Source organism: Cupriavidus sp. WGlv3 (genome assembly GCF_023952475.1).
GTDB lineage: Bacteria > Pseudomonadota > Gammaproteobacteria > Burkholderiales > Burkholderiaceae > Cupriavidus > Cupriavidus phytorum.
The window spans coordinates 564812-587016 of record NZ_JALHRX010000001.1 but is presented as its reverse complement, the minus strand read 5'-3'; the positions used below and the strand labels follow the sequence as shown (position 1 = coordinate 587016).

The 22205-nt window shown below is 67.7% G+C and carries 21 protein-coding genes; 2 read left to right on the top strand and 19 right to left on the bottom strand.

What is annotated here, in order from left to right; all coding sequences use genetic code 11:
- Nucleotides 1-2: 2 nt before the first annotated feature.
- From MKD38_RS02765 to MKD38_RS02715, 11 genes are all read right to left on the bottom strand, one after another.
- Entirely contained in the window at nt 3-461 is a 459-nt protein-coding gene (locus tag MKD38_RS02765; protein ID WP_252674541.1) for a TadE/TadG family type IV pilus assembly protein, read from the bottom strand.
- Nucleotides 458-967, bottom strand: coding sequence for a TadE family protein (locus MKD38_RS02760; protein ID WP_252674540.1), 510 nt, complete (start codon nt 965-967; stop codon nt 458-460). Before MKD38_RS02760 ends, MKD38_RS02765 begins: the two co-directional genes overlap by 4 nt.
- Nucleotides 968-976: 9 nt before the next feature.
- Nucleotides 977-2233 carry a pilus assembly protein TadG-related protein gene (locus MKD38_RS02755; RefSeq protein WP_252674539.1) on the bottom strand — a complete coding sequence of 419 codons (1257 nt, stop codon included), beginning with the start codon at nt 2231-2233 and terminating at the stop codon, nt 977-979.
- 25 nt (nt 2234-2258) lie between these two features.
- The gene (locus MKD38_RS02750; RefSeq protein ID WP_252674538.1) at nt 2259-2594 is read right to left on the bottom strand and encodes a hypothetical protein; all 336 of its coding nucleotides are present in this window, start codon (nt 2592-2594) and stop codon (nt 2259-2261) included.
- Nucleotides 2595-2628: 34 nt separating this feature from the next.
- On the bottom strand, nt 2629-4512 hold the full coding sequence (locus tag MKD38_RS02745; protein ID WP_252674537.1) for a type II and III secretion system protein family protein: 1884 nt from the start codon (nt 4510-4512) through the stop codon (nt 2629-2631).
- A 66-nt stretch (nt 4513-4578) separates the two neighbouring features.
- The gene (gene cpaB / locus MKD38_RS02740) at nt 4579-5418 is read right to left on the bottom strand and encodes a Flp pilus assembly protein CpaB (RefSeq protein ID WP_252674536.1); all 840 of its coding nucleotides are present in this window, start codon (nt 5416-5418) and stop codon (nt 4579-4581) included.
- A gap of 44 nt (nt 5419-5462) precedes the next feature.
- Nucleotides 5463-6881, bottom strand: coding sequence for a DUF8689 domain-containing protein (locus MKD38_RS02735; RefSeq protein ID WP_252674535.1), 1419 nt, complete (start codon nt 6879-6881; stop codon nt 5463-5465).
- A gap of 77 nt (nt 6882-6958) precedes the next feature.
- Complete coding sequence (locus MKD38_RS02730) at nt 6959-7492, bottom strand: A24 family peptidase (protein ID WP_252674534.1); 534 nt, start codon at nt 7490-7492, stop codon at nt 6959-6961.
- Nucleotides 7493-7549: 57 nt separating this feature from the next.
- Complete coding sequence (locus MKD38_RS02725) at nt 7550-7723, bottom strand: Flp family type IVb pilin (protein ID WP_252674533.1); 174 nt, start codon at nt 7721-7723, stop codon at nt 7550-7552.
- A gap of 93 nt (nt 7724-7816) precedes the next feature.
- Entirely contained in the window at nt 7817-8005 is a 189-nt protein-coding gene (locus tag MKD38_RS02720) for a Flp family type IVb pilin (RefSeq protein WP_252674532.1), read from the bottom strand.
- Between the two features lie 1350 nt (nt 8006-9355).
- Complete coding sequence (locus MKD38_RS02715; RefSeq protein WP_252674531.1) at nt 9356-10825, bottom strand: hypothetical protein; 1470 nt, start codon at nt 10823-10825, stop codon at nt 9356-9358.
- A gap of 768 nt (nt 10826-11593) precedes the next feature.
- On the opposite strand from MKD38_RS02715, the gene MKD38_RS02710 reads away from it, so the two are divergent.
- On the top strand, nt 11594-12616 hold the full coding sequence (locus MKD38_RS02710) for a glycosyltransferase family 2 protein (RefSeq protein ID WP_252674530.1): 1023 nt from the start codon (nt 11594-11596) through the stop codon (nt 12614-12616).
- A 29-nt stretch (nt 12617-12645) separates the two neighbouring features.
- Here MKD38_RS02710 and MKD38_RS02705 read toward each other — a convergent pair whose 3' ends face one another.
- From MKD38_RS02705 to MKD38_RS02690, 4 genes are all read right to left on the bottom strand, one after another.
- Nucleotides 12646-13035, bottom strand: a complete 390-nt coding sequence (locus MKD38_RS02705; protein ID WP_252674529.1) for a GtrA family protein — start codon at nt 13033-13035, stop codon at nt 12646-12648.
- Nucleotides 13032-13766 (bottom strand): class I SAM-dependent methyltransferase, encoded by a 735-nt coding sequence (locus MKD38_RS02700; RefSeq protein WP_252674528.1) that lies wholly within the window; start codon nt 13764-13766, stop codon nt 13032-13034. Before MKD38_RS02700 ends, MKD38_RS02705 begins: the two co-directional genes overlap by 4 nt.
- A 31-nt stretch (nt 13767-13797) precedes the next feature.
- Nucleotides 13798-15174 (bottom strand): sigma-54 dependent transcriptional regulator, encoded by a 1377-nt coding sequence (locus tag MKD38_RS02695; protein ID WP_252674527.1) that lies wholly within the window; start codon nt 15172-15174, stop codon nt 13798-13800.
- 1136 nt (nt 15175-16310) lie between these two features.
- Nucleotides 16311-17279 (bottom strand): LysR substrate-binding domain-containing protein, encoded by a 969-nt coding sequence (locus MKD38_RS02690; protein WP_252674526.1) that lies wholly within the window; start codon nt 17277-17279, stop codon nt 16311-16313.
- An 81-nt stretch (nt 17280-17360) separates the two neighbouring features.
- Here MKD38_RS02690 and MKD38_RS02685 point away from each other — a divergent pair, with 81 nt between their 5' ends.
- Nucleotides 17361-18659: an MFS transporter gene (locus MKD38_RS02685; protein ID WP_252674524.1), complete on the top strand. Its 1299-nt coding sequence runs from the start codon at nt 17361-17363 to the stop codon at nt 18657-18659.
- A gap of 15 nt (nt 18660-18674) precedes the next feature.
- Here the strand turns inward: MKD38_RS02685 and MKD38_RS02680 are convergent, their stop codons facing one another.
- From MKD38_RS02680 to hemL, 4 genes are all read right to left on the bottom strand, one after another.
- The gene (locus MKD38_RS02680) at nt 18675-19178 is read right to left on the bottom strand and encodes a TPM domain-containing protein (protein WP_252674522.1); all 504 of its coding nucleotides are present in this window, start codon (nt 19176-19178) and stop codon (nt 18675-18677) included.
- A 20-nt stretch (nt 19179-19198) separates the two neighbouring features.
- Nucleotides 19199-20062: a TPM domain-containing protein gene (locus MKD38_RS02675; protein WP_252674521.1), complete on the bottom strand. Its 864-nt coding sequence runs from the start codon at nt 20060-20062 to the stop codon at nt 19199-19201.
- A 13-nt stretch (nt 20063-20075) separates the two neighbouring features.
- Entirely contained in the window at nt 20076-20702 is a 627-nt protein-coding gene (locus tag MKD38_RS02670; RefSeq protein WP_025582727.1) for a LemA family protein, read from the bottom strand.
- 101 nt (nt 20703-20803) lie between these two features.
- Nucleotides 20804-22096 (bottom strand): glutamate-1-semialdehyde 2,1-aminomutase, encoded by a 1293-nt coding sequence (gene hemL / locus MKD38_RS02665; RefSeq protein ID WP_252674520.1) that lies wholly within the window; start codon nt 22094-22096, stop codon nt 20804-20806.
- Between the last annotated feature and the right edge of the window lie 109 nt (nt 22097-22205).

Sequence of the window (22205 nt, the reverse complement as noted above, 5' to 3'; positions counted from 1 at the left end):
CGCTAGTTGCAGATCTTGCCGCCGGTGGAAGAGTCGAGGCTCTCCCGCGGCAGCGTGGTCGAGAACGGGGGCAGCGACACCGTGATCGGCACCACCGGAATAAAGGTCTTGACCGTAACGTCGGCCACGCTGACGGTGACGGAGCGGCAGGAATTGCGCGCTGAGTCGTCGTCGGCGTCGCAACCACTGGGCTCGAACGCGACCTGGATATTGCTGGCCTTCAGCAAGGGCATCAGATGCGTCATCCGGTCCTTGATGGCGGTGTCGGTGACGTCGCACACCACGGCGATGCGGGCTCCCAGCCGGGTGGCTTCGCCGGCGGTGTTCCAGTAAAACAGCACGCGCGAAAACTCGGCAATGCCGATCAGCAGCATGAAGAAGATGCTGGCGACCAGGGCGAACTCGATGGCGGCCGCGCCGGTCTGGCGCGAACGCAGGCGCGGAGCGCGGGTCGGAGTCATAGCACCTGCCTCATTGTCGTCGTGATATCGGAGAACGCCAGGGCCCCCACTTCGAGATAGCTCTGCATGGGCGAATAGGTAAAGCCCGAGATCTTCACTGCCACCAGGTTGATGGTGCCCGCCGGCGTGCCGGAACTGCCGCCGCCTTCGTAGATGGCGACGTTGGCAAACTGCTTGCCGGCGCAGCCGGTCGAGTCGACGCGGTCGCAGACCACCACCATCGACGTGCTGAGGCCTTTCACCAGCGCCGTGCCGCCGCAGGTGGTCTTGCCATAGACGGCGATGCATTTGGCCTGGTCCACCGGATAATTCGGTTCGCTGGGCGCGTACTGCGACAGGAAGCGCGCCGCATCGCGGGTGGCCTTGGCCAGGGCGTTGTACTGGTAGATGGCCCGCCCGAACTCCGCCACCCCGGTCACCAGCATCAGCAAGGGCACCAGTACCAGCGCGAACTCCACGGCGACCGCGCCGCGACGGTTGCACCTGCGTTGCCTGCATCGCTTCATGATCGGCTCCTATTGCACCAGCACCGGCACGCGCGGACCAAGACCCGTGCTGGATCCGGGCACGCCCTGGGTCGCGCACGGGCTGGTGGGATCCTTCGAATCGCCAAGGTACTCGATGTAGGTCACGTCCTTTACGCTGGGATCCTGCATCGGCTGCACCATCAGCATGCAGGCCCAGGAGTCCACCGTGGCTTGCTTGGTCGAGGCCAGGTCGTTGCAGTTCACCACGGGCACCTGTACCAGCCTGCGGTCTGCGCCAGCCTGATGGACCGCCTTGGTCGAAGCCGTGCCATGGGTCGACAGTCCGCTGTTCGCGTCGGTCTGGTACGGCTCATTGGCACCGCGCTTCTGGATGAAGTCCGGGTAGGCGTTGCCGCCATTGGGCGAATTCCATGTTGTAACGCTGTAGGAATAGCCCGTGAAGTCCGGTGTGCCGTGCTCCGGTCCCTTGTAGGAGCCGGTATAGATGCCGAAGCGGGTGTTCCACGCGGGTATCAGCGACGAAATGCTGCCTGGCTGGCCGACCTTGGAGCCTACTACCGACAGGTCGCACTGCCCGGAGCCGGCCAGCAGTTCCGCCAGTTCGGAGGCGCCGCCGCCGGGCGGAGTAAGGTCAGCCCAGCCGAAGCTACCGGGGCCGTAGGGATCCTTCTCGTCCTTGGACTTGATCCAGTCGCCACGGTTGTAGGCGGTCCGCACCGGATTCGCGGTTTGCGGCGTGCAGATATAGACCGGGATCGCGCAGGCGGTTTGTGCGCTGGTGGTGGTGGCGACGGCCATGGCATTGACCGTGCTGGGCTGGATATTCATCCCTGGCAGCGCATTGAGTACCTGGATGAACCAGTGGGCGATACCGGTGCGCTCGGCCGTGCATTTCACGTACTTGATCTTGTCGAGCGAGTAGGGAACCTCGCTCTTGGGGTAAAAGTTGTTGTCAGGCGTATCGCTGTAGGTGACGTTGAGGTTCTCGAACATTTCCACGGCCTTGCCCTGGAACAGGGCGGCGTTGCTCGTGCCCGTGGTGAGGCCGGCGGCCTCGGACACGAGCAGCGGCGTGGCCCCCGTGACATCGCGTGCGGCCGCCAGCGCGCAGGCATCGACGCTGTTCTGCAGCTCGCTCTTGGTCACATAGAGCTTGCCCAGGTCGAGTGCGAGCCCGACAAAGCCGATCAGCACGGCCAGCGACAGCCCTACGATGATGGCCACTGCGCCACGCTGGCGCTTGCGCCGCGTCAGCGTGGATCGTGCGAAGCGCGATGTAGACATGATCGCCTCCCCCTGGTTCCGGTGCTCAGCGGCCGCCGCCGCCCATGCCAATGCCGCCATAGCCGCCGGCGCCGAAGTCGATGGTCATGGCAGGCGCCCCGCCTTGCTGGCCCTTCGACAGCGAACGGTCGAAGTTCTTCATCGCCGCCACGGCGGTCTTGCCGTCGGTGCCGGTGACGGTAGGCAGGCCGGCCGGCGCGTCGGGATTGATGATCTGCATTTGCGTGACGGTGGCCAGTGCCACGCCGCGCTGGCCGTCCCATACCGGCGTGGAGGTCATGCACGCCGACAGGCCGAGGCAGGCCAGGCCGCCCAGCACCACCACGGTGGCGCCGCGCGAAAGCTTCAGAGTCTTGTTCATGGTCGTTCTCCGGTTCTGCGGTTGGCGCGGCGGGTCAGTTGCCGCCCGATGACGTGCGGCCGGTGGTGGCCGCGGCCGCGGCCCTGGCTTGCGCCAGCCGGGCGGCGGTCGCCTCGATGCGGGCAATGCGCGCGGCGGTGTCTTCGGCGGGTGCAGGCGCCACCGCGCTGCTGCGCGCAGGGGCCGCCGGCGCTGGCAGGGCCGGCCGCGGGCTGGCTGCGGCCAAGGCTTGCGGCGCGGCCGGCGCCGGCTCGTCCAGCGGCCTGCCGGTCGGCATGGCCGAGACCGCGGTAACCGGCGCGCCTTCGCTGCGCGGTGCTGCCGGCGGTGCGGCGGGGACTGCGGCCGGCGCGGCGGGCTGCGACGGTGCCGGGGCGGGTTGGGTCGGACGCTTGCCGTCGCCTTCCATATTGCCCATGAAGTACAGCGACAGCGGGTTGGGCGTGGAGAAGCTGTCGGTCGGCAGCGGGTAGTTGCTGGTCTGCATCGGCTTGACCAGGCGCGGCGTGATGATGAACACCAGTTCGGACAGGTCCTGCTGGTATTGCGTGCTGCGGAACAGCGTGCCCAGCACCGGCACTTCGCCGGCACCCGGCAGCGCCTTGAGCGAGCCGCGTGCGCTGTCGGTCAGCAGGCCGCCGATGGCGAAGCTCTCGCCGTCGCGCATCTGCACCGTGGTGGAGGCGCGGCGGGTGGTGATCACCGGCAGCACGGTCTGGCCGGTCAGGGTGCCGCCACGGATGGTGGCGCCGGTCGGTGACAGCTCGGATACTTCCGGCGCGACCTTCAGGTGGATGCGGCCATTGGCCAACACCGTGGGCGTGAACTTCAGGCCCACGCCGAACTCTTCTTCCTGAAGCGTGACCGTACCGGCCCCGTTCAGCACGTTGGCCTGCGCCACCGGGATATAGATCTTGCCGCCCGCCAGGAAGCTGGCTTCCTGCCCGCTGATGGTGACCAGGTTCGGCTCGGCCAGGATTTTGACCAGGCTGTCGTTCTTCTGTGCATCGATGGCGAACTCGAACGGCAGGTTGTTGGCCTTGCTGCCGAAGAAGGCTGCCGACGCGCCAGTCAGCAGCGACGTCACCAGGCCACCGGTCCAGGAGCCGAAGCCGCCCTGCAGGTTCACTGCGGAACCGAGCTGGTTCAGCAGCGTCTTGGACACCTCGGCCACCTTCACTTCCAGCATCACCTGCTGCGGGGTATCGACCGACAACATGTTCAGCACGTTGCCCTTCTTGTTGCCGCCGTTGCCGTTGCCCTCGCCATTGTGCGCAGCGTTGGCGTAAGCCTGGGCAATTTCCATCGCCTGCTGCGCCGCCTGCGCGTTGGTGACACTGCCGGTCAGCACCAGGTTGTCCGCGGCGGTGGTCACGCGGATGCCGGGCTCGCCGGGCAGCAACTGGCCGAGCGAGGTCTGCAGCCCGCCGGCATCGGCGTTGACCACCACGTTGATGATGCTGCAGCTGCCGCTGCGGCCCTGCACGATCATGTTGGTGGTTCCCACCGTACGGCCCAGCACATAGAGCGTCTGCGGCGACACCATGGTGGCCTGCACCACGCCCGGGTTGCCCAGGGTACGGTTGCGTACCGGCTCCTGCAGCGTGATCAGCTGGGACTTGCCGACCGCCACAATCACGCTGGATTCACTGCGGATGGCGCCGGTGCAGTTGGGGCCGCGCGCCTCCGCCGAAGTCGCGGCCGGGGCCTGCGCGGCCGGCGCGGCGGCGCCGGGCGTCATGCTGATGGTCATCTGCATCGGGCCCTGCGGCGCCTTGGCGGTTGCCGGTGCGGTGGCCCGGGTAACGTTGCCTGCCTCGACGGCGGCCTGCGCCGCGGCGGCCAGAGGCGTGCAGAGGAAGGCGGCCAGCACCAGGATGCGGGTGCCGCCTGCGACGTCGGATCGTGTCTGGTTCATTTTGAATCTCCCCCCGGAGAGGCTGTGTTGCAGCTCAGGATTCGTTGGATGCCGTGGTGCCGGCGCTCAGAAGCACTCGACGCCGCCCTGCATGCCTGCCAGCACGCCGATGCAGTTGCCGCGCGCGGGGGCTTTCGCCACGGTGCGCGTCTTGACCACGGTGCGGGTCTCGGTCTTGGTCACGACCTTGGGCGGTGCCTCCGGTGCCTTGCCCAGCAGCGTGCCCTTGGTGGCGCCACCGGTGCTGATGTCGGCCACGTCCATCTGGTTGCGCAGCACCAGCGAGAGCGTGCCCACGCTGCGCGCCACGTCGAGCTTCTCGGCCTGGTCAGGCGAGACTTCGAGCGTCACGGCGTTGACCACCTTGGGTTGGGTTTCGTCACGGCTGACCTGCTGCGCGACCGCCAGCACCAGGATCTTCTCGAGCACGATCTTCGAGATGCTGCTGTTCTGGTTGCTCTTCGCTTCTTCGTTGGTGTTGACGATGACGTCGACGTAGTTGCCAGGCAGTGCGAAGCCGGCCACGCCGACTACATCGTTGACGCGAACCGTGATGGCGCGCTTGCCGTCGTTGATCACCGCGGACAGCCCGCCCTTGGTGCCGATCGGCGCCAGCTTGGCGTCGAGAACGGGTTCGCCGCGCTGCAGGCTGGTGCGGACCACGCGCCCTTCGAGTGCCTTCAGGTCGGTGAAGGCGCCGGGCGGCACGCTGCCCGCGGGCCAGCTGACCATGCGCAGCTGGCCGCCGTTGAGCGGCTGGCCCAGGTTGAGGTCGTTGGCCGCGACCACCACTTGCTTGACGGAGCCGGACGACTGCTGGACCAGCCATCGCGACGCCGACACCACCGCCGCCGCGCCGGCGACGAGGGCGACCAGCAGCATCAGGATTGCACGTGTGTTTTTCATGATGACTCTCCCCTACAGTTGTCCCGAATCTTCGGTAGTGCAGTTCAGCCGGCGGCGCGGTGATCGTCCGACCATCGGTGGGCGCCGCCCGGATGCGTCGTCGGTTCGGCCGAGGTGCGCAGTCCGTAGTAGTTCTGCCACGCCGACAGCAGGCCGGCCTCGGTCACGTGCGTGGCCTTGCCGTGGTAGCGCACGCCGGAATCCACCAGACGCAGCAGGTCGCGCGGAATGCACGCCAGCAGCGGCGTATCGCTGGCGTAGTGCAGGCTGTCGACCAGGAAATCGAAGACCGCGTCGGTGCTGGTCAGCCCGAAGTCGGCGGCGGTGCGGTGATACACCTCGCGGTAGTCGTCCACCGACAAGGGGCCCACATAGAGCTTGCTGCCCAGCCGGCGCAGGAAGGCATCGTCGCCCAGCGCCCCCGGCTCGAGATTGGTCGAGAACACCGGCCAGACATCGAACGGCACCGAGAAGCGCACGCCGGTGTGCAGCGTGAACATGTCGATGGACCGGTCCAGCGGCACGATCCATCGGTTGAGCAGGTCGGCCACCCCCACCAGTTGCCGGCCCAGGTCATCGATGATGTAGATGCCGTTGTTGGCCTTCATGTGCGGCGGGGCCTGGTAGAAGCCAGAGGTGCGGTCATAGCGCAGGTCCAGCGTGGACAGCGTCAGCTCGCCGCCCGACAGCACCACCGGGCGGTGGCACAGCGTCCAGCGGCGGTCCAGCGAGCGGTGCGCCAGCGAGGCTTCGCCGTCGTTGCACGGGACATGGACCAGCGGGTCGAACACCTGGATGATCTCGCCACCCACGGTGATGGCGTGCGGCACCGGCACCGCGCCGGGCAACAGCGTACCCAGCCGTTGTGCCAGGTAGGTCTTGCCGCTGCCGGCCGGCCCGTAGATCATCAGCGCGCGGCAGGTGTTCAGCGCCATGCCGATCGAATCCAGCAGCTGGACCGGGATCACCAGGTCGTGGAAGGCCGCGGTGACATCCGCCTTGGTCACGCTGGCGTGGCTGACCGAGTGGTGCTTGACCGCGTCGATGTATGCGTCCAGCGTCACCGGCGCCGTGCCGACATAGCTGCAGCGCGCCGCGGCTTCGCCTGCACGGACATAACCGGCATCGGTCAGGCGGAAGCGCACATCGAGGTCGCTGGCGCCGCGGTGCGCGATTTCCAGCAGGCGCTCGCGCACCGCGACCGCCGCGATTTCATTGACCACCAGTGCGGGCAGCTTGAGCGTGTCGGTCAGCACCGCCAGCGTGACGGTGCGGTGCTGGTAGGCGGCCTTCATCAGCAGCCCGAGCAACTGCGCGATCTCCAGCCCGGTATCGGCAATCGTGCGCGGCAGCACGTGCCACGGCGGCAACGGCGGCGTGGCAGGCTCGGCATGGAGATTCCTGCCGGTCGCCACGGGCTCGAGCAGCCGTGGTGCGTGACCTGTGTCGTGATGCTCGTTCATTGCCGTCCCCCGTTCCCTGGTCAGTTCGTCTTCTTGCTGAAGGCTGCCGCTGCCCGCGCTGCGCTGCCTCGCTTGCGTCATGTGCCTGCAAAGAGCATGGTCAGCGTTCCCGCGGCAATCGCTACGCCGTAGGGCATGGATCCGGCGGACTCCCCGGCCTGTGGTGGCGCGGACTGCGAGCCAGGCGCCACGGCGGCTTTCAGCATGTGTCCCACGCGGGCGAGGGTGGTGCGCCCATGTCCGGTCGCAAAGACCTGGACCAGTGCCCACAGTCCGCCAATCACGAAGGTGGCGAGCGCGATCTTCAGCGCCATGCAGGCGCCCAGCCAGGCACCTACCGCAGCCATCAGCTTGACGTCGCCGGCGGCCATGCCGCGCAGCAGGTAGAACGGGAGGAACAGCACCAGGCCCACCAGCCAGCCCGACAGCCACGCCAGCGCGCCGGTACCCAGGCCGTGCATGGCTGCCATCACGGGCAGCGCGGCGATCCACGCGCCGAAGGTCAGCCAGTTGGGAATGCGCCGCCGGTTCAGGTCGATCGCCGCGGCGGCGAGCACGATGCCGATCGTGGCGGGGCCGATGAAGGGCGCGAGGGCGGTGGCGGCTTGCATGGTGATGGGTGCTGGCAGCTTGGTTGTGTTCGGTATGGACGGATCGGATCCGGCTACTCAGGGCATCCTGGCGGCAATCTGCTCGTACATGCCTTGCACGGTTTCGCCGAGCGCGGATACGGAGCCGACGATTGCCATGGCGATCAGGCTGCCAAGCAATGCGTATTCGATGGACGTGACACCGCGGTCGTCGCGCAGAAAGCCGGCTGAACTGGCGAGAAGCTTCGACATTTGGCGTCTCCGTTGTCGGTGTTGTTGGTTCGCTTTGGAAGTGTCTGCCGCATGGCCGCCCGGAACCGGACAGCCATGCGGGCCCGCCAGCTATCAGGCGGGCAGGGCGTTGGTCAGCGTGTCGCCGATGAAGTCGAAGATGATGTTCAGGTTCGTGCCGATCAGGCGAACCGAAACGATGATGACAACGGCGATGAGCGCGGCAATCAGGCCGTATTCGATGGCGGTCACGCCGTCTTCGTCACGGAAGAATTGCTTCAGCATGGTGGTCAGGTTTTGCATGACAGACTCCTTTGGTTTGGGAACAAGCACTGCAGGACTACGGAACTGCGATAGGGCGCTGGATGGCACCGGATATCAGCGCCTGGAAACCCGGCAGCAGGGCGGGGCGCAGATTGCGCAGGCATGGAACGGCCACCGGCCGGGACCGCCGTGCTCGATGCGCGGGTTGCGTGATTGCAGCCGGCGTAGCGCCGACGCATGCATGCAACGCGCGGCGTGCTGTACGTGGCCCGAGCGAGCCCTGCAACGGAATGGCGCGCTGCCAGCGCCCCTGGCGGCAGCAGCGTGGCCGGTATTCCGGTGTGACATCGCAGGTTGGCGCACGACTGGCATGGTGAAGCTCCCCGTATCGTTCTGGTTTGATGCCGGCGAACGTTGCGCCGGCACTGCGGTAACCAGGACTGCGGTACCGCATGCCTGGCATAGGCAAGCGGCGGGCCAGCCCGGCGCAATCCGTTGTGCCACAAGGGTTTGCGGGTAGCGGCCCGCAGTCGTCGCGGGGCTGGCAGGCCTGCCGGCGGCATTTCGGCGGGGCTTCGTTGCTGGGTGGAAACGCAGCGCTGGCAAGCCATTCCCGAGGGCGCTACGAACGCCCTAGATCGCGCAACGTGTCCACGTGCGCCGGACTAATGCGAGCGGCTCGGCAACTTCATCCAAAAGCATGAGGCGGCGATGGCGCCGGGGGGCGGCATGCATCACAAGCCGTAGTCTTCCCGCCTGGCCTGGCCCCATGCGCCGGTGCCTGCCAGACTGACGGATGAGGGCGGCTCTTGACGGGGCCGCGTTTCCGGATCGAAACGTTGCGAATGGGAGCCGCGGTGCGAGAGACCTGGTGGAGTTCCCGGGTATGTCCTCGAAACCCTTGTGTGGCAAGGCTTGCAGCCCTGCGCGACAGCGTGATTCAGTCTGGAAACATGGGGCGGGGTACGGCGCTTCTGCGCTGCAATGCCGAGCCTGCACGCACGCGGCCGCCATCACACGCAGGGGGGAACGCGGGGGAAAAAGCAGCACGGCAAGACGCGCGTTCATGCAGCCTTCGCGCCTTGGAGAGATGTGCGAGAAGCCGATGGAGCGGGGTTTTACCCAGGCTTCGCGATGGTTGTCCGCGAGCATGGGAAACGGGGAACACGCAGAGGCGCGCGGGCGGCCACAGCTGGTGCGCCGCAGGGCGGTCGGGACTGCAGGATGCAGATGGCGGCGCACGTACCGTGCAGATGGCACGGGGCTTGTTATGCGTGCGCGTGTCGCTGGCAGAGATGCCTTCGTGCGCGGCCAGGCATGGCGCGCGGTACGCGGCGGGCGGTGCGCGTATCCGGCTAGCCGGATACGCGCACGAGCGTGCTGGCGGCCCTATCGTTCGCGGACATAGGAGACGGCAATGTCATCCTCGTGGACTTTTCGCCAGCCCGGCAAGGCATCGATCCACTTCAATGCAGGACTCCCGGGTTCAAGAACCGCCCAGCGGATCCTGTATTCCTCGAACATGTCCTGCAGTGCTTTGGCGTCGCCGGAATGGGCTTTCATATACCGGCGCACGAAGTCGTCGCCGTAGAGGTCGGCGCGGCCGTCGATAAGCGGCGCAATGCCGGAGAAGATCAGGTAGCCCCCGAAGTTGTAGCTGTTGAAGACCGGCCCGCCGCCGCCTGCCGCGATGGCCGCATTGACGGCGTCGCGGGGCTGTATGCGCCGATGGTCGTGCGGGATGCCTTTGGCAAGCAGGAGGATGCTGGTCATGAACAGTGCCAGGCACAACGAGGTCAGGATCCGAAGCAGCGGTGGCGACAGCTGCAGCTTGATCTCCGGACGGATCGCCGCGCGCAGCTGGGGCCCGACGCTTGGCATCAGCAACAGCGGGGCCAGCAGTCCTAGCAATTCGGCATAGCGGGCCGCGGTCAGGGTAAGGTGGACCAGCCCGAAGCACATCACGATCCGCATCGCCGGCAGCCGGAAGCCGAAGTAGAGCGCGCCAAACAGCACAATGCCGAGCCACAGCTCGACCGGCTGGACCAGGCGGAAATCGGGCGGTTTCCATTCACCGATCACGCTGAGCGTATAGCTCATGCCAGAGACGTGGAAAGGAAAGAGCAGGCCATCCACGCCGTGCGGCGTGAGCAGGCCCGCCACGACCGTCAGTGCGAGGAAGGGGGCCCACGCCCTGGCGCTGCGGACCGGCTGCTTTTCGGTGAGGACCGCCTCGGCGGCCAGCGCTGCCGCCAGCCCGATGCCGAGCAGGAAACTGCCATGCAGGTTGGCCCAGGCCAGCATGACGACCAGCAGCCACAGGCTCGGCCGCTTGTTTTGCTGGCGCGCCAGCACCAGCTGCGCGGTCCAGATCACCATCAGCGGCCAGGCCATGACATGGGGGCGGGCGACCAGATGCTGCGCCAGCGTCAGGAACGTAAGCAGGGTGGCGCTGAACGCGTGCAGGGGTTCGATATAGCGCAGCAGGAACCGCAACAGCACGGTCAACGTGATGGCGGTCGCCAGCGCGGTGACCAGCACCGGCCCGGCCCAGCCGAGCCAGGCATGGGAGGCGGCAAGGATGACTTCGGCGAGCCATTCATGCGGCACCCATTTGGCGCCGTGGAACGAGAAGGAGAACGGATCGGTGGCCGGCACTGCGCGGTTGGACAGGATCCATTTGCCGGCGGCGATGTGCCAGAACGTATCTGCGTCCACCAGCAAGCGGGCGCCGGCAAACGAGAGGATCGAGAACACGCTGATTCCGTACAGCGCCGGCCAGAACCAGCGCTGCCTGGCGCACTGCTGGAGCAGGCCGTCCGTGCCGGTTGCCCCGACCCACGTGGTATTGGTTTTCATGGCGTCTCGCTGTGGCTCTGGTGATGGCCCGTTCTCGTCAATCCGGCGCGCACTTCCCCAATGCGGCCCGCGGGCGCGTGGCCTGGTTGCAAGGAGTGCGCCATTGCCGGAGATGCCTTGGTTTTACGGGGTTTTTCAGCCCTCGCATGCGGGGCTGGCCCCGCTTGACGGCGATGGATCGGGGGCGTCGTTTCCGCTTCGAATCGTGCTTAATTTCCTGTTGAGCGACGGCCGGTGAACGGGGACGGTGAGGTGGCGCGGGCTCTGCGCCGAAAGGATGAGCCGGAGCGCACCGTACACCGTGCCTTTGGTGGATCCGGCCACGAAAAGATGCGGCTTCACCATGCGCATCGGGCTTCGCCAGGCTCGGGTCGGCGGGCGCACGACGTTTCAGTGGAGAAACGCGGGGAAATGGCGAGGCAATGGGAGGCTTCGCTCGAGACCCACGCGAAGCTAAACGCCAGGCGGGCGCGCAGCCGAAGCAGGTGGTGATTCAATCTGGAAACGCTTGCGCGAGGCGGATTTGCGCGCTTCGCCAGGAACCTCGGCGGTGCTTGTATATCGCTGGTGGCCTGACCAGAATGAAGCCAGTGCGTCGCTGCGTTGCCGCTGCATTTCCAGCAGCAACGCAACCGACAGCAGGCCACGGCAGGACAGCATCGCACGACTCGCAATGCCATCCGCCAGCCGCGCCGATAACAAGACCATGCGCAGGACCGTGCGAGCACGACGGCGGCCACCTGCGCCACGCCGTCCGGGGAGCGCATCATGTCGGGTCCATACGAAAGCAGGCTGCTGTCTCTGGTGGTGCCCTGCTACAACGAAGCAGAAAGCATCAGCAAGTTTTTCGCCAGCGTCATTCCAGTACTCGAATCCCTCGACGCCCTCCGCTTCGAGATCGTGCTGGTGAACGACGGCAGCACCGACGACACCCTGGACCAACTGATCGCCCATTCGCACCGCGACCCGCGCGTGCGCGTGCTGGACCTGACGCGCAACTTCGGCAAGGAAGCGGCCCTGACTGCGGGCCTGGACGAGGCACTGGGCGATGCGGTCATCCCGATCGACGCCGACCTGCAGGACCCGCCCGCACTGATTCCCGAACTGGTCAGGCGCTGGCGCGAAGGGGCCGAGGTGGTGCTGGCGCAGCGCAGCAGCCGAGCCTGCGATTCGTGGCTCAAGCGCGTGACGGCAGGTGCCTACTACCGCGTCCATAACCGGCTGTCGGACCAGAAGCTGCCGGTCAATGTAGGCGATTTCCGGCTGATGGACCGGGTCGTGGTCAACGCCCTCAAGCAGCTGCCGGAGCGCCGGCGCTTCATGAAAGGCCTGTTCGCCTGGGTAGGCTACCGCACCGTGATCGTGCCGTACGAGCGCGAGCCACGCAGCGCCGGGCATTCCAAGTTCTCGGGCTGGCGCCTGTGGAACTTCGCGCTCGAGGGCATCACCAGCTTCAGCACCATGCCGCTGCGCGGGTGGACCTATATCGGCGTGGCGATCGCGCTGGGGGCGTTCGGCTATGGCGCCTTTATCGTCGCGCGCACGCTGGTGCTGGGCATCGATGTGCCGGGCTATGCGTCGCTGCTGTCGGCGCTGCTGTTTCTCGGTGGCATCCAGCTGATCGGCCTGGGCGTGGTCGGCGAATATGTCGGCCGCATCTACGACGAGGCCAAGGGCCGGCCGATCTACCTGGTGCGGCGGCGCTACCAGGAGACCGGGCAAGGTAGGGGCGTGGCGTCGGGCCGGCGGGTGATCCGGATCGATCGCGGCCAGGTCAGCAACGGCCGCTGAAGCTCAATGCCAGCGGGATCTGCCGCGAATCAATCGCGGTAGGTCCAGGCCCGGTGCAGCAGGTAGGTGAACACCGGAACGGTCAGCACCACACCCGCCAGCCCGGCCCAATAGCTGGCGCCGAGCCGTTGCGCGGTCCACGAGATACCCACGGTCAATGCCAGGCCCAGCAGCGAGACGCCGGCAAAGCGTCGCAGGGTGCGGTTGCGCAAGCGCGAAGAAAAACTCCACAGGGTATTGAGCAGGTACGAGCACGCCGTCGCGCAGACGAAGGCGACGCAGTTGGCCGCCACGGGCGAGGCGCCGAGCGCGTTGATCAGCGTGGCCGTGATGGCGACATGCACGCCGGTCGAGGTGGCGCCGGAAAACAGAAAGCGCGTGAACTGGCGCAGTCCCGGCGCGGTGCCGCTGGCGTTCACGATGCGCGCAGCACGGCCATCAGCGAAATGCCGAACGGCAGCGAGCCGCGCGCGAGCCAGTGGCGCTCCGCGCGGAACACGCGGTGCAGCACGTGGTTGACCGGCGCGGCCGGCAGGCCGGCGCCGGTCGCGCGGCGGCTGCCGCGCAGCCGGTCGCCCATGCGCGCGGCGACGGCCAGCGGGAACAGCATCGTGTTGAAATAAGACATTCGCTCCACGTGCAGGCCGCAGCGGCTGGCCAGCGCGTGTAGCGAGCGCTTGCTGTAGCGGCGCTGGTGATGCAGGAAGACGTCGTGCGCGCTCCATAGCCACTGGTAGGCGGGCACAGTAATGAAGACCGCGCCGCCCGCCTTCAGCAGCCTGGCCGCGCAGTCGAGCGAGCCGGCATCGTCGGCGATGTGTTCGAGGCAGTCGAGCAGGCAGACCAGGTCGAAGCTGCGCTCGGCGAACGGCATCTGGTCGGGGCACTTGCCGTGGCGCAGGTCGTAGGCGTCGCCGGTCTTCTCTCGTGCCAGGCGCAGCGCGGTGTCGTCCATTTCCACCGCGCTGAGCCTGCCGAACTGCGACAGCATCGCCAGGTTGCCGCCGGTGCCCGCGCCGATCTCGAGGATAGCCGCGTGGCGCGGCAAGGCCAGGCCGGAGAGGATGGTGGCGACGATCTCGCGCCGGCCACGGAACCACCAGTGGCTGGCCTCGGTGTCGGCCATTTCGAGGTAGGCGTCAGGGGACATGTGGCGATCCTTCAGTGGAAGCGTCGTGGTGCTAGCCCTGCACGCAGATCAATCCCAGGTCTCCCTTCTTCACCTGCAGCTTGTAGTCGCGCATCAGCCGGAACAGCGTCACCCGCGAGATCCCGAGCTCGGCGGCCACGTCGATCAGCCGTTCATGGTGCCGCTGCAGCGCTTCGACGATGGCGTTCTGCTCGGCGGCCTCGCGGATCGCGGCCAGCGTGAGCGGGCGATCGTCGGCGGGCGCGGCCAGTTCCAGGTCTTCGGGCTGGATCACGCCGTCTTCGCACATGGCGGCGGCGTGGCGGATGCGGTTGATCAGCTCGCGCACATTGCCGGGCCAGGTGTGCAGCTGGATCGCGCGCAGCGCCAGCGGCGAGAAGCCGCGGATGCGCGCCGGCGACTGCTTGCGCACGGTGTCCAGCACGTGTTCGGCGATCAGCAGGATGTCGCTGCCGCGCTCGCGCAGCGGGGGCTGGCGCACGCGCAGCACGCACAGCCGGTGGTACAGGTCGCCGCGGAAGCGCTCGGCGGCGATCGCGGCTTCCAGGTCGACGTGGGTGGCGGAGATGATGCGCACATCGACTTCGATCGATTCGGTGCCGCCAAGGCGCTCGATGCGTCCGGTCTCGAGGAAGCGCAGCAGGCTGGTCTGGCTTTCGATCGGCATGTCGCCGATTTCATCGAGGAACAGCGTGCCGCCCTGCGCCATCTCGATGCGGCCGGGCTTGCGCTTGGTGGCGCCGGTGAAGGCGCCGCGCTCGTAGCCGAACAGCTCCGACATCAGCAGCGTGGGCGGGATCGCCGCGCAGTTGACCGCGATGAACGGGCGCGAGGCCCGCGCCGAGGCGCGGTGGATGGCCTGCGCGGCGAGTTCCTTGCCGGTGCCGGACTCGCCGGAGATCAGCACCGGCGTATCCCAGCGCGACACCTTTTCGATGCCGCGGAACAGCGACTGCATCGCCGGGCAGCTGCCGATCATGCCATCGGGGCGGGCCGTACGCGGGGTCTCGTGCTGCGCGCCGGGCCGCAGCCGGGCCATGCCGAGTGCGTGGCCCAGGGCTTCCGCCAGGCGCGGATGCTCGAGCGGGGCGGTGTGGTAGTCGACGAAATACAGGCCGAGCAGCCGGCGCGCGGTCTCGCTCAGTGCGTGCTGGCCAGCGACGATGCCGATCCAGCCGACATGCCGCTGCGCCAGCCAGGGCTCGAAGGCTTCCAGTTCGGCATCGCCGAAACCGCCTTGCAGGTCCAGCAGCGCGGCCAGCGGCTGGTTGCCGGCAGGCAGGGCCTGCAGGTCCTGCAGGTTCGACGCGAAGCTGATTTTCCAGCCGCGCTGGGCAAACAGCCGGCACAGCGTGGCGTCATGGTGCTGCGACAGGTACAGCAGCGGGCGGTTGGCGTACGCGCTCATGAGATTTTCCCCGGATTCTTGTTTTTTGCGGAACTGGCGGCCGGCAGGGCCGGCCGCTCGTTCCGTTGGCTCTAAGGCTTGCGCCGGCGCATCGTGGCGATGCGGCGCGGCGCGCTCCCCAATTTCTGTTGTTCCACCCCGTTCTTGTCCGGGCGCACCGGCATGCCGGCATGCCGCGGGATTCAGGTGGCACGGACCGCTTGCTTGCGCTTGCGGCCCGTGCGCCCGAATGACCTCCGCTTTATCTTGTCGACACCCATGTCATGGCGGGTGCCGAGGCGGGCCAGTTCCTGCCGCGTGGCCCCCGCTTACAGCGCCAGTCCAATTCCCGCCCTGGGTTGCGGGGGTTGTCCTGAAACTGATCCTCCTCGGCGAACGCGTGCCAGTGTGTTTGCCGCTTTCGTTTCAGACTTCCCCTTTGTTCCGGGCTTCTGTTCGCGCCGACATATCTGCGACGAATGTGCCAGAGCGGGCTAAGTCATTGAAAAGAAAGATAAAGCGATATTTGGAGGGATGCCTTGCCGGTCATGCCGGATTCAAAACGTTCCGCTCTTGTTACGTCGTCCGGTCAATTTATGCTGCGCTGCGAAAAAACTTTCGCCCGGAATGGGATGCATCGGCCACCGAACCGGAGAGCGCGGTGCATGACTAGGCATTTTTAAGGCGCAACGCCCGCCCAAAGGAGGGAAGCAAAAATTGGAAACGGTAGCCACGGAGGGCTCCGATACTGCACGTCGTTGCCCGTCGAAACAGTTTCATATCCGTTACAAGGATTTGAAGTGCATACATCTTCCGCTGACTTTTCGCGACACCTGCGGCCTCAGCCTTTTAGTGCCGCGCCGCTGCCGGCCGCGGCGGCGCGATGGAGACAAGGGGCACGTTGACAAGCCTTTGCATGAATCGCGGCCGGGCGCCTCAGCCGCTTCTCATCTGTTTGGATGGGGCGTGCAGTTTTTTCAGCGCCGCTGGCACACGGAGCCGAATGGTTGCATCCGTGAAACTCGGACACCGCGGCGACCAGGTAGCGCGCCATGGAATGGAAGCGACGGAGAGGGTACCGGCAGGCGCCAAGCCTTTGATTTCGCGGGCCTAGACGAAAATGATTCGTATTGCCAACTTGGCCGCGCCAAACAATTTCACGGATGAAACTGTCCGGCATGGCCGGCGGCGGCCGGGGGCGTTGGCGCGTCTTCCAGCCGCACTTGTTCCTGCAGCCAGGCATGGAACTGCTGGATGGCCTTTTCGCGTGGGTTGCCTTCGCGCCAGGTCACCCAGTAATGCAGGCTCGACGGGATCCGGGTGGGGCCGATCTGCACCAGTTCGCCGCTGGCCAGGTAGTCGTGCGCCAGCTGTGCGCGCGCGGTCGCCACGCCCAGGCCGGCCACGGCGGACTGCAGCATCAGGCCGGCGTCCTGGAAGATCGGGCCGCGCTCCGGTTCGTCGCCGGGCAGGCCGGCGGCCTCGAGCCAGTCGCGCCAGGGGCGCAGGGCAAAGCGCAGCATCGGCAGGCGCGGCACGTCGGCCAGCGTAAAGCCCGGGTAGCGCGCCAGCAGCGCCGGGCTGGCCACCGCGATCACGTGGTCTTCGATCAGGTTGTGGCACTCGAAGCCGGGCAGGTCGATGCGCTGGTGCCAGATCCCCACATCGACGCTGTACGGGTCCGGCGGCGTGATCTCCGCATGCAGCCGCAGGTGCAGGTCCAGCGACGGCACCTGGGCGTGCAGGCTGGGCAGGCGGCGGATCAGCCAGGCATTGGCGAGGTCGGCCATCACGCTCACCTGCAGCCGGATCACCGGCGGTGCGGCGCTGTTGCCGGCCTCGCGCAGCGCGCTTTCGATGTCGTCGAGCGCGCCGCGCACCTGTTCGGCCAGACGCGCGCCGACGCTGGTAGGCGCCATCTGGCTGCCGCTGCGCTGGAACAGCTTGGTGCCGAGGCTGGTTTCCAGCGCGCGGACATGGTGGCTAATCGCGCTGTGGGTCAGGGCCAGCTCCTCGGCCGCGCGGGAGAAACTGCGGTGGCGCGCGGCAGCCTCCAGTGCACGCAGCGCTTGCAGCGGCGGCAGATGGGCGGGGCGTTGGGCGGGTCTGGCGGGGGTTTTTGCCATGGCCGTCAAATTCTACTCACAATTGCCGCAGGTATCTTTCGTTGGCTTTGCACCGGGATGGGGAAGACAATGCATGCCATCATGACGACTTCGACTTCAAACTTGTCTTCCGTACCCTCGCAGCCCTCGCACCCGCAACCGGCCGCCGGTGCGGCCGCCAGCGCGCGCTGGCGCGTGCTCGCGGTGTTTTCGCTGGGCTTCCTGGTGTCCTATGTGTTCCGCGGCGTCAACCTGGGCTTCGCGCCGCACTTGACGCGCGAGCTTGGCCTCAATGCCGGCGACCTCGGCCTGCTTACCAGCTTCTATTTCCTTGGCTTTGCCTGCGCCCAGCTGCCGGCGGGCATCCTGCTGGACCGCTACGGCCCGCGCCGCACCGAGGCGGCGATGCTGCTGGTGGCGGTGGCCGGCTCGCTGGTGTTCGCGCTCGCGCCGGGCATGGCCGGGCTGGCCGCCGGCCGGCTGCTGATCGGCGTGGGCGTGTCGGTGTGCCTGGGCGCCGCCATCCAGGCGCTGTCGATGTGGTTCCCGCTGTCGCGCATGCCCTTGCTCAACGGCGTGGTGATGGCGATCGGCGGTCTGGGCGCGGTGCTGGTCGGCACGCCCCTGTCGTGGCTGCTGTCGCTGACCGACTGGCGCACCGTCAGCATCGGCCTGGCCGGCGTGTCGCTGGCGATGGCGGCGCTGCTGTGGTTCAGCGCGCCCGACAAGCCCCGCGTCGGCAAGGAAAGCCTGCGCGAGCAGCTGCGCGGCACGCGCCAGATCCTGGGCAGCGAGCGCTTCTGGCGCGTGGTGCCGCTGACGCTGCTCAACCAGGGCGTATTCCTGGCGGTGCAGACGCTGTGGGTGGGCGCCTTCCTGCGCGATGTGTCCGGCTACGGCGCGGGCACCAGCGCGCGGCTGGTGTCGGTGATCGGCTTTGCCATGATGGCCGGCTGCGTCGGCTCGGGCTGGGCCGCGCGCCACCTGGAGCGCCTGGGCGTGAGCCTCTATGCGTTTGCCGGCACCGGCATGACCGGCTTTATCGTGATCCAGCTGCTGCTGATGGCGCAGGTGCCATTGCCGGCGGTGCTGCTGTGGGCCGCCTATGGCGTGTTCGGCTCGAGCGGCATCCTGACCTATGCGGTGCTTGCGCGCAGCTTTCCCGACGCACTGATCGGCCGCGCCACCACGGCGCTGACGCTGACCGTGTTCCTGTCGACCTTTGCCTGCCAGGTGGGCGTCGGCTTCGTACTCGACCTGTGGCCGGCCAGCGGCGGCCATTACCCGAAGGCGGCGCACCTGGCGGCATGGGCCGGGCTGGTGGTGCTGCAGGTGCTGGCGGCGGTGTGGTATGCGGTGGGTGGGCGGCGCGCGCGTCGCGAGGCGGCTGCCGCCCGCTGAGCCGGGGCAGGGGAGCTACAAAAACACCGGCCGATCGTCCAGCTCGTTAGGGTTATGCCCGCCGTCCGACGGGAAGTGCGTGGCCAGCAAGCCGTGGACGCGCGCCACCGTGACCAGCACCGGCCGTACCGACAGGTCTTGCCTGAGCCCTTGCGCCAGTTCATCGCACAGTTCGCGCCAGGTGGCAGGCCCCACGCTGGCGTCGATGCCGCGGTCGGCCAGCAGTTCGACGGCGTGGTCGGCCAGGTTGATGTAGAGCAGCACGCCGGTCTTGTCCGCGGTGTTCCAGACCTCGAGCGCGCCGAACAGGAAGCGCGCGCGCTCGCGCGGCGTGACCCCGGCCCAGGCGTCGCCGACCGGCAGGCTGGCTTCGATCACTACGCGGATCTCGCCGCGGTGGCTGGATTCGCCGGCGTGCACGGCGTGGTGCAGTTGCTGCTGCGCTTCCGGCGGAAAGTGCCTGCGCGCGGTGCCGGCGGTGGTGGCGATATGGTGCAGGGCGCGTTTGAGATGCGGCATGGTTGTCGTTCCTCGTACTGTCACCAGTTGCCGGACGCGCCGCCGCCGTCGAAGCCGCCGCCGCCTCCGCCGCCAAAGCCACCGCCAAAGCCGCCGCTGTCACCTCCGCCGAAGCCGCCACCCCAGCCGCCGCTGCGCCGGCCCCAGTCGTGCCCGATGGTGTAGCCGCCCAGGCCGCCGAGGCCGCCGGCGATCACGTCGCGGCCGCGCCGGGTGGTGACGATCTGCGGCCCGCGCCGGCGCAGGATGGCGCTCAGGAAGAAGAACACGATGATCGCCAGCGGCAGCAGCGCCGGCAGCCATTGGTCCACCGCCGATACCTGCTGCGCCTTGCGCTGCGGCGCCGCCAGGCCTTCCTTGTCGATGGTGGCCTGGATCGCCGAGATGCCGGCCGCCAGCCCGCCGTAGAAGTCGTTCTGGCGGAAGTGGGGCGCCATGACGTCCTGCAGGATGCGCTTGGACATGGCGTCGGTCAGCGAGCCCTGCACCCCCCGGCCCACCTCCAGCCGCATCTTGCGCAGGCCGGGCGGGTTGTCCTTGGCGATCAGCACGATCACGCCGTCGTCGATGCCCTGGCGCCCGGCGCGCCAGGCGTCGGCCACGCGTATGCTGTAGGCGTCGATCGGCTCCGGATCGGTGGTGGGTACCATCAGCACGAAGATCTGGCTGCCGCGCTGCTGTTCATACTCGGCCAGCACGTTTTCCAGCGCGCCGCGCTGCTGCGGCGTCAGCGTGCCGGTCAGGTCGGTGACGCGCTGGCTCAGCGGCGGGACCGCGACGAAGCCGTCGGCCGCCAGCGCCGGGCCGCCCAGCAGGGCCGCCAGCCACAGCAGGGCGGCGGCCAGCCAGCCGTGCAGGTGGAACCAACGCCGGGGGTGGCGCATCGCTGCGATCCCGTCAGAACTTGACCGCGGGCGGCGTGGAGATGGCCTTCTCGTTTTCCACGGTGAACGAAGGCTTGACCGGGTACTTGAAGATCATCGCCGTCAGGTTGGTGGGGAAGCTGCGCGCCAGCACGTTGTACTGCTGCACCGCGGCGATATAGCGCTGGCGTGCCACGGTGATGCGGTTCTCGGTGCCCTCGAGCTGCGATTGCAGGTCGCGGAACGAGGCATCGGCCTTGAGCTGCGGGTAGTTCTCGGACACCGCCAGCAGGCGCGACAGCGCGCCGGACAGTTCGCCCTGCGCCTGCTGGAAGCGCTTGAAGGCTTCGGGGTCGTTCAGGGTCTCGGGCGAGACCTGGATGCTGGTGGCGGCGGCGCGCGCTTTGGTCACGGCTTCCAGCGTTTCGCGCTCGTGCGAGGCGTAGCCCTTGACGGTGTTGACCAGGTTGGGGATCAGGTCGGCGCGGCGCTGGTACTGGTTGATGACTTCGCCCCAGGCCGCCTTGACCGCCTCGTCCTTGGCCTGGAAGTCGTTGTAGCCGCAGGCCGACAGCAGGCTGGCCATGACCGCCAGCACCAGCCAGCGCAACACGGACAGCGGCGAGCGGGTGGACAGCGAAGGGGACGAGGATGCGCGCATCGGAGGCTCCGGCGATTGGACGAACTCCAAGTGTAGCGCACCGCCCTTGTCGTCACGCCTGGGCCGCCGGCGCAACGTGGCGCCCGGCGGCAGGCGCCGGCTCAGGCCGCCGAGAAGGCCTTGCGCGCGGCCTCGAAGGTGGCGTCCAGGATGGCGTCGTCGTGCTGCGCGGAGACAAAGCCGGCTTCGAACGCCGACGGCGCCAGGTAGACGCCATGGTCCAGCATGGCATGGAAGAAGCGGTTGAAGCGGGCGGTGTCGCTCTGTGTGACTTCGGCGAAGCTGCCGGGCACGCCGTCGCGGAAATACAGCCCGAACATGCCGCCGACTGCATCCGCGGCGAACGGCACGCCCGCGTCCCGGGCGGCTTCGGCCAGGCCGTCGGCCAGCTTGCGCGTCTGCGCGGCCAGGCGGTCATAGAAGCCGGGCGCCTGGATCAGCTTGAGCGTGGTCAGGCCTGCCGCCACCGCCAGGGGGTTGCCCGACAGCGTGCCGGCCTGGTACACGCCGCCCAGCGGCGCCAGGCTGGCCATGATGTCGCGCCGTCCGCCGAACGCCGCCGCCGGCATGCCGCCGCCAATGACCTTGCCCAGGCAGGTCATGTCGGGGCGGATGCCGTAGTGCGCCTGCGCGCCGCCCAGCGCCACGCGGAAGCCGGTCATGACTTCGTCGAAGATCAGCACCGCGCCATCGCGGCTGCACAGCTCCCGCATGGCCTGCAGGAAGGCATCGCTGGCGCGCACCAGGTTCATGTTGCCGGCCACCGGCTCGACGATCACCGCGGCGATCTCGCCCGCATGCTTGGCGAAGGCCTGTTCCAGCTGCTCGACGTTGTTGTACTCCAGCACCATGGTGTGGCGCGTCACGTCGGCCGGCACGCCGGCCGACGACGGCGCGTTGCGGGTGGTGTCGGCAAAGGTCAGCAGGCCGGAACCGGCCTTGACCAGCAGGCTGTCGGCGTGGCCGTGGTAGCAGCCTTCGAACTTGATGATCAGGTCGCGGCCGGTAAAGCCGCGCGCCAGGCGCAGCGCGCTCATGGTGGCTTCGGTGCCGGAAGAGACCAGGCGCACCTGCTCGATCGACGGCACCAGCTTGCAGATTTCCTCGGCCATGGTGATCTCGGCCTCGGTCGGGGCGCCGAACGAGAAGCTGTGCGCGGCGGTTTCCTGGACCGCGCGCACCACCTCCGGATGGGCATGGCCGACGATCATCGGGCCCCAGGAGCCGATGTAGTCGATATAGCGCTGGCCGTCCGCGTCCCACATGTACGCGCCCTCGGCGCGCGTGATGAAGCGCGGCGTGCCCCCTACCGAACGGAAGGCGCGCACGGGCGAATTGACGCCCCCGGGAATGGTCTGCTGGGCGCGGTCGAAAAGCTGCTGATTACGGGACATGGCGTTGAGGTGAGGACAGGACTGCAGGGATCGTGCTCGGCGGGCCTGGGCCCGAGCGTTGACATGCGGCAAAAACAGCGGAAGTTCGCTGCAATTGCCCGCCAATCGT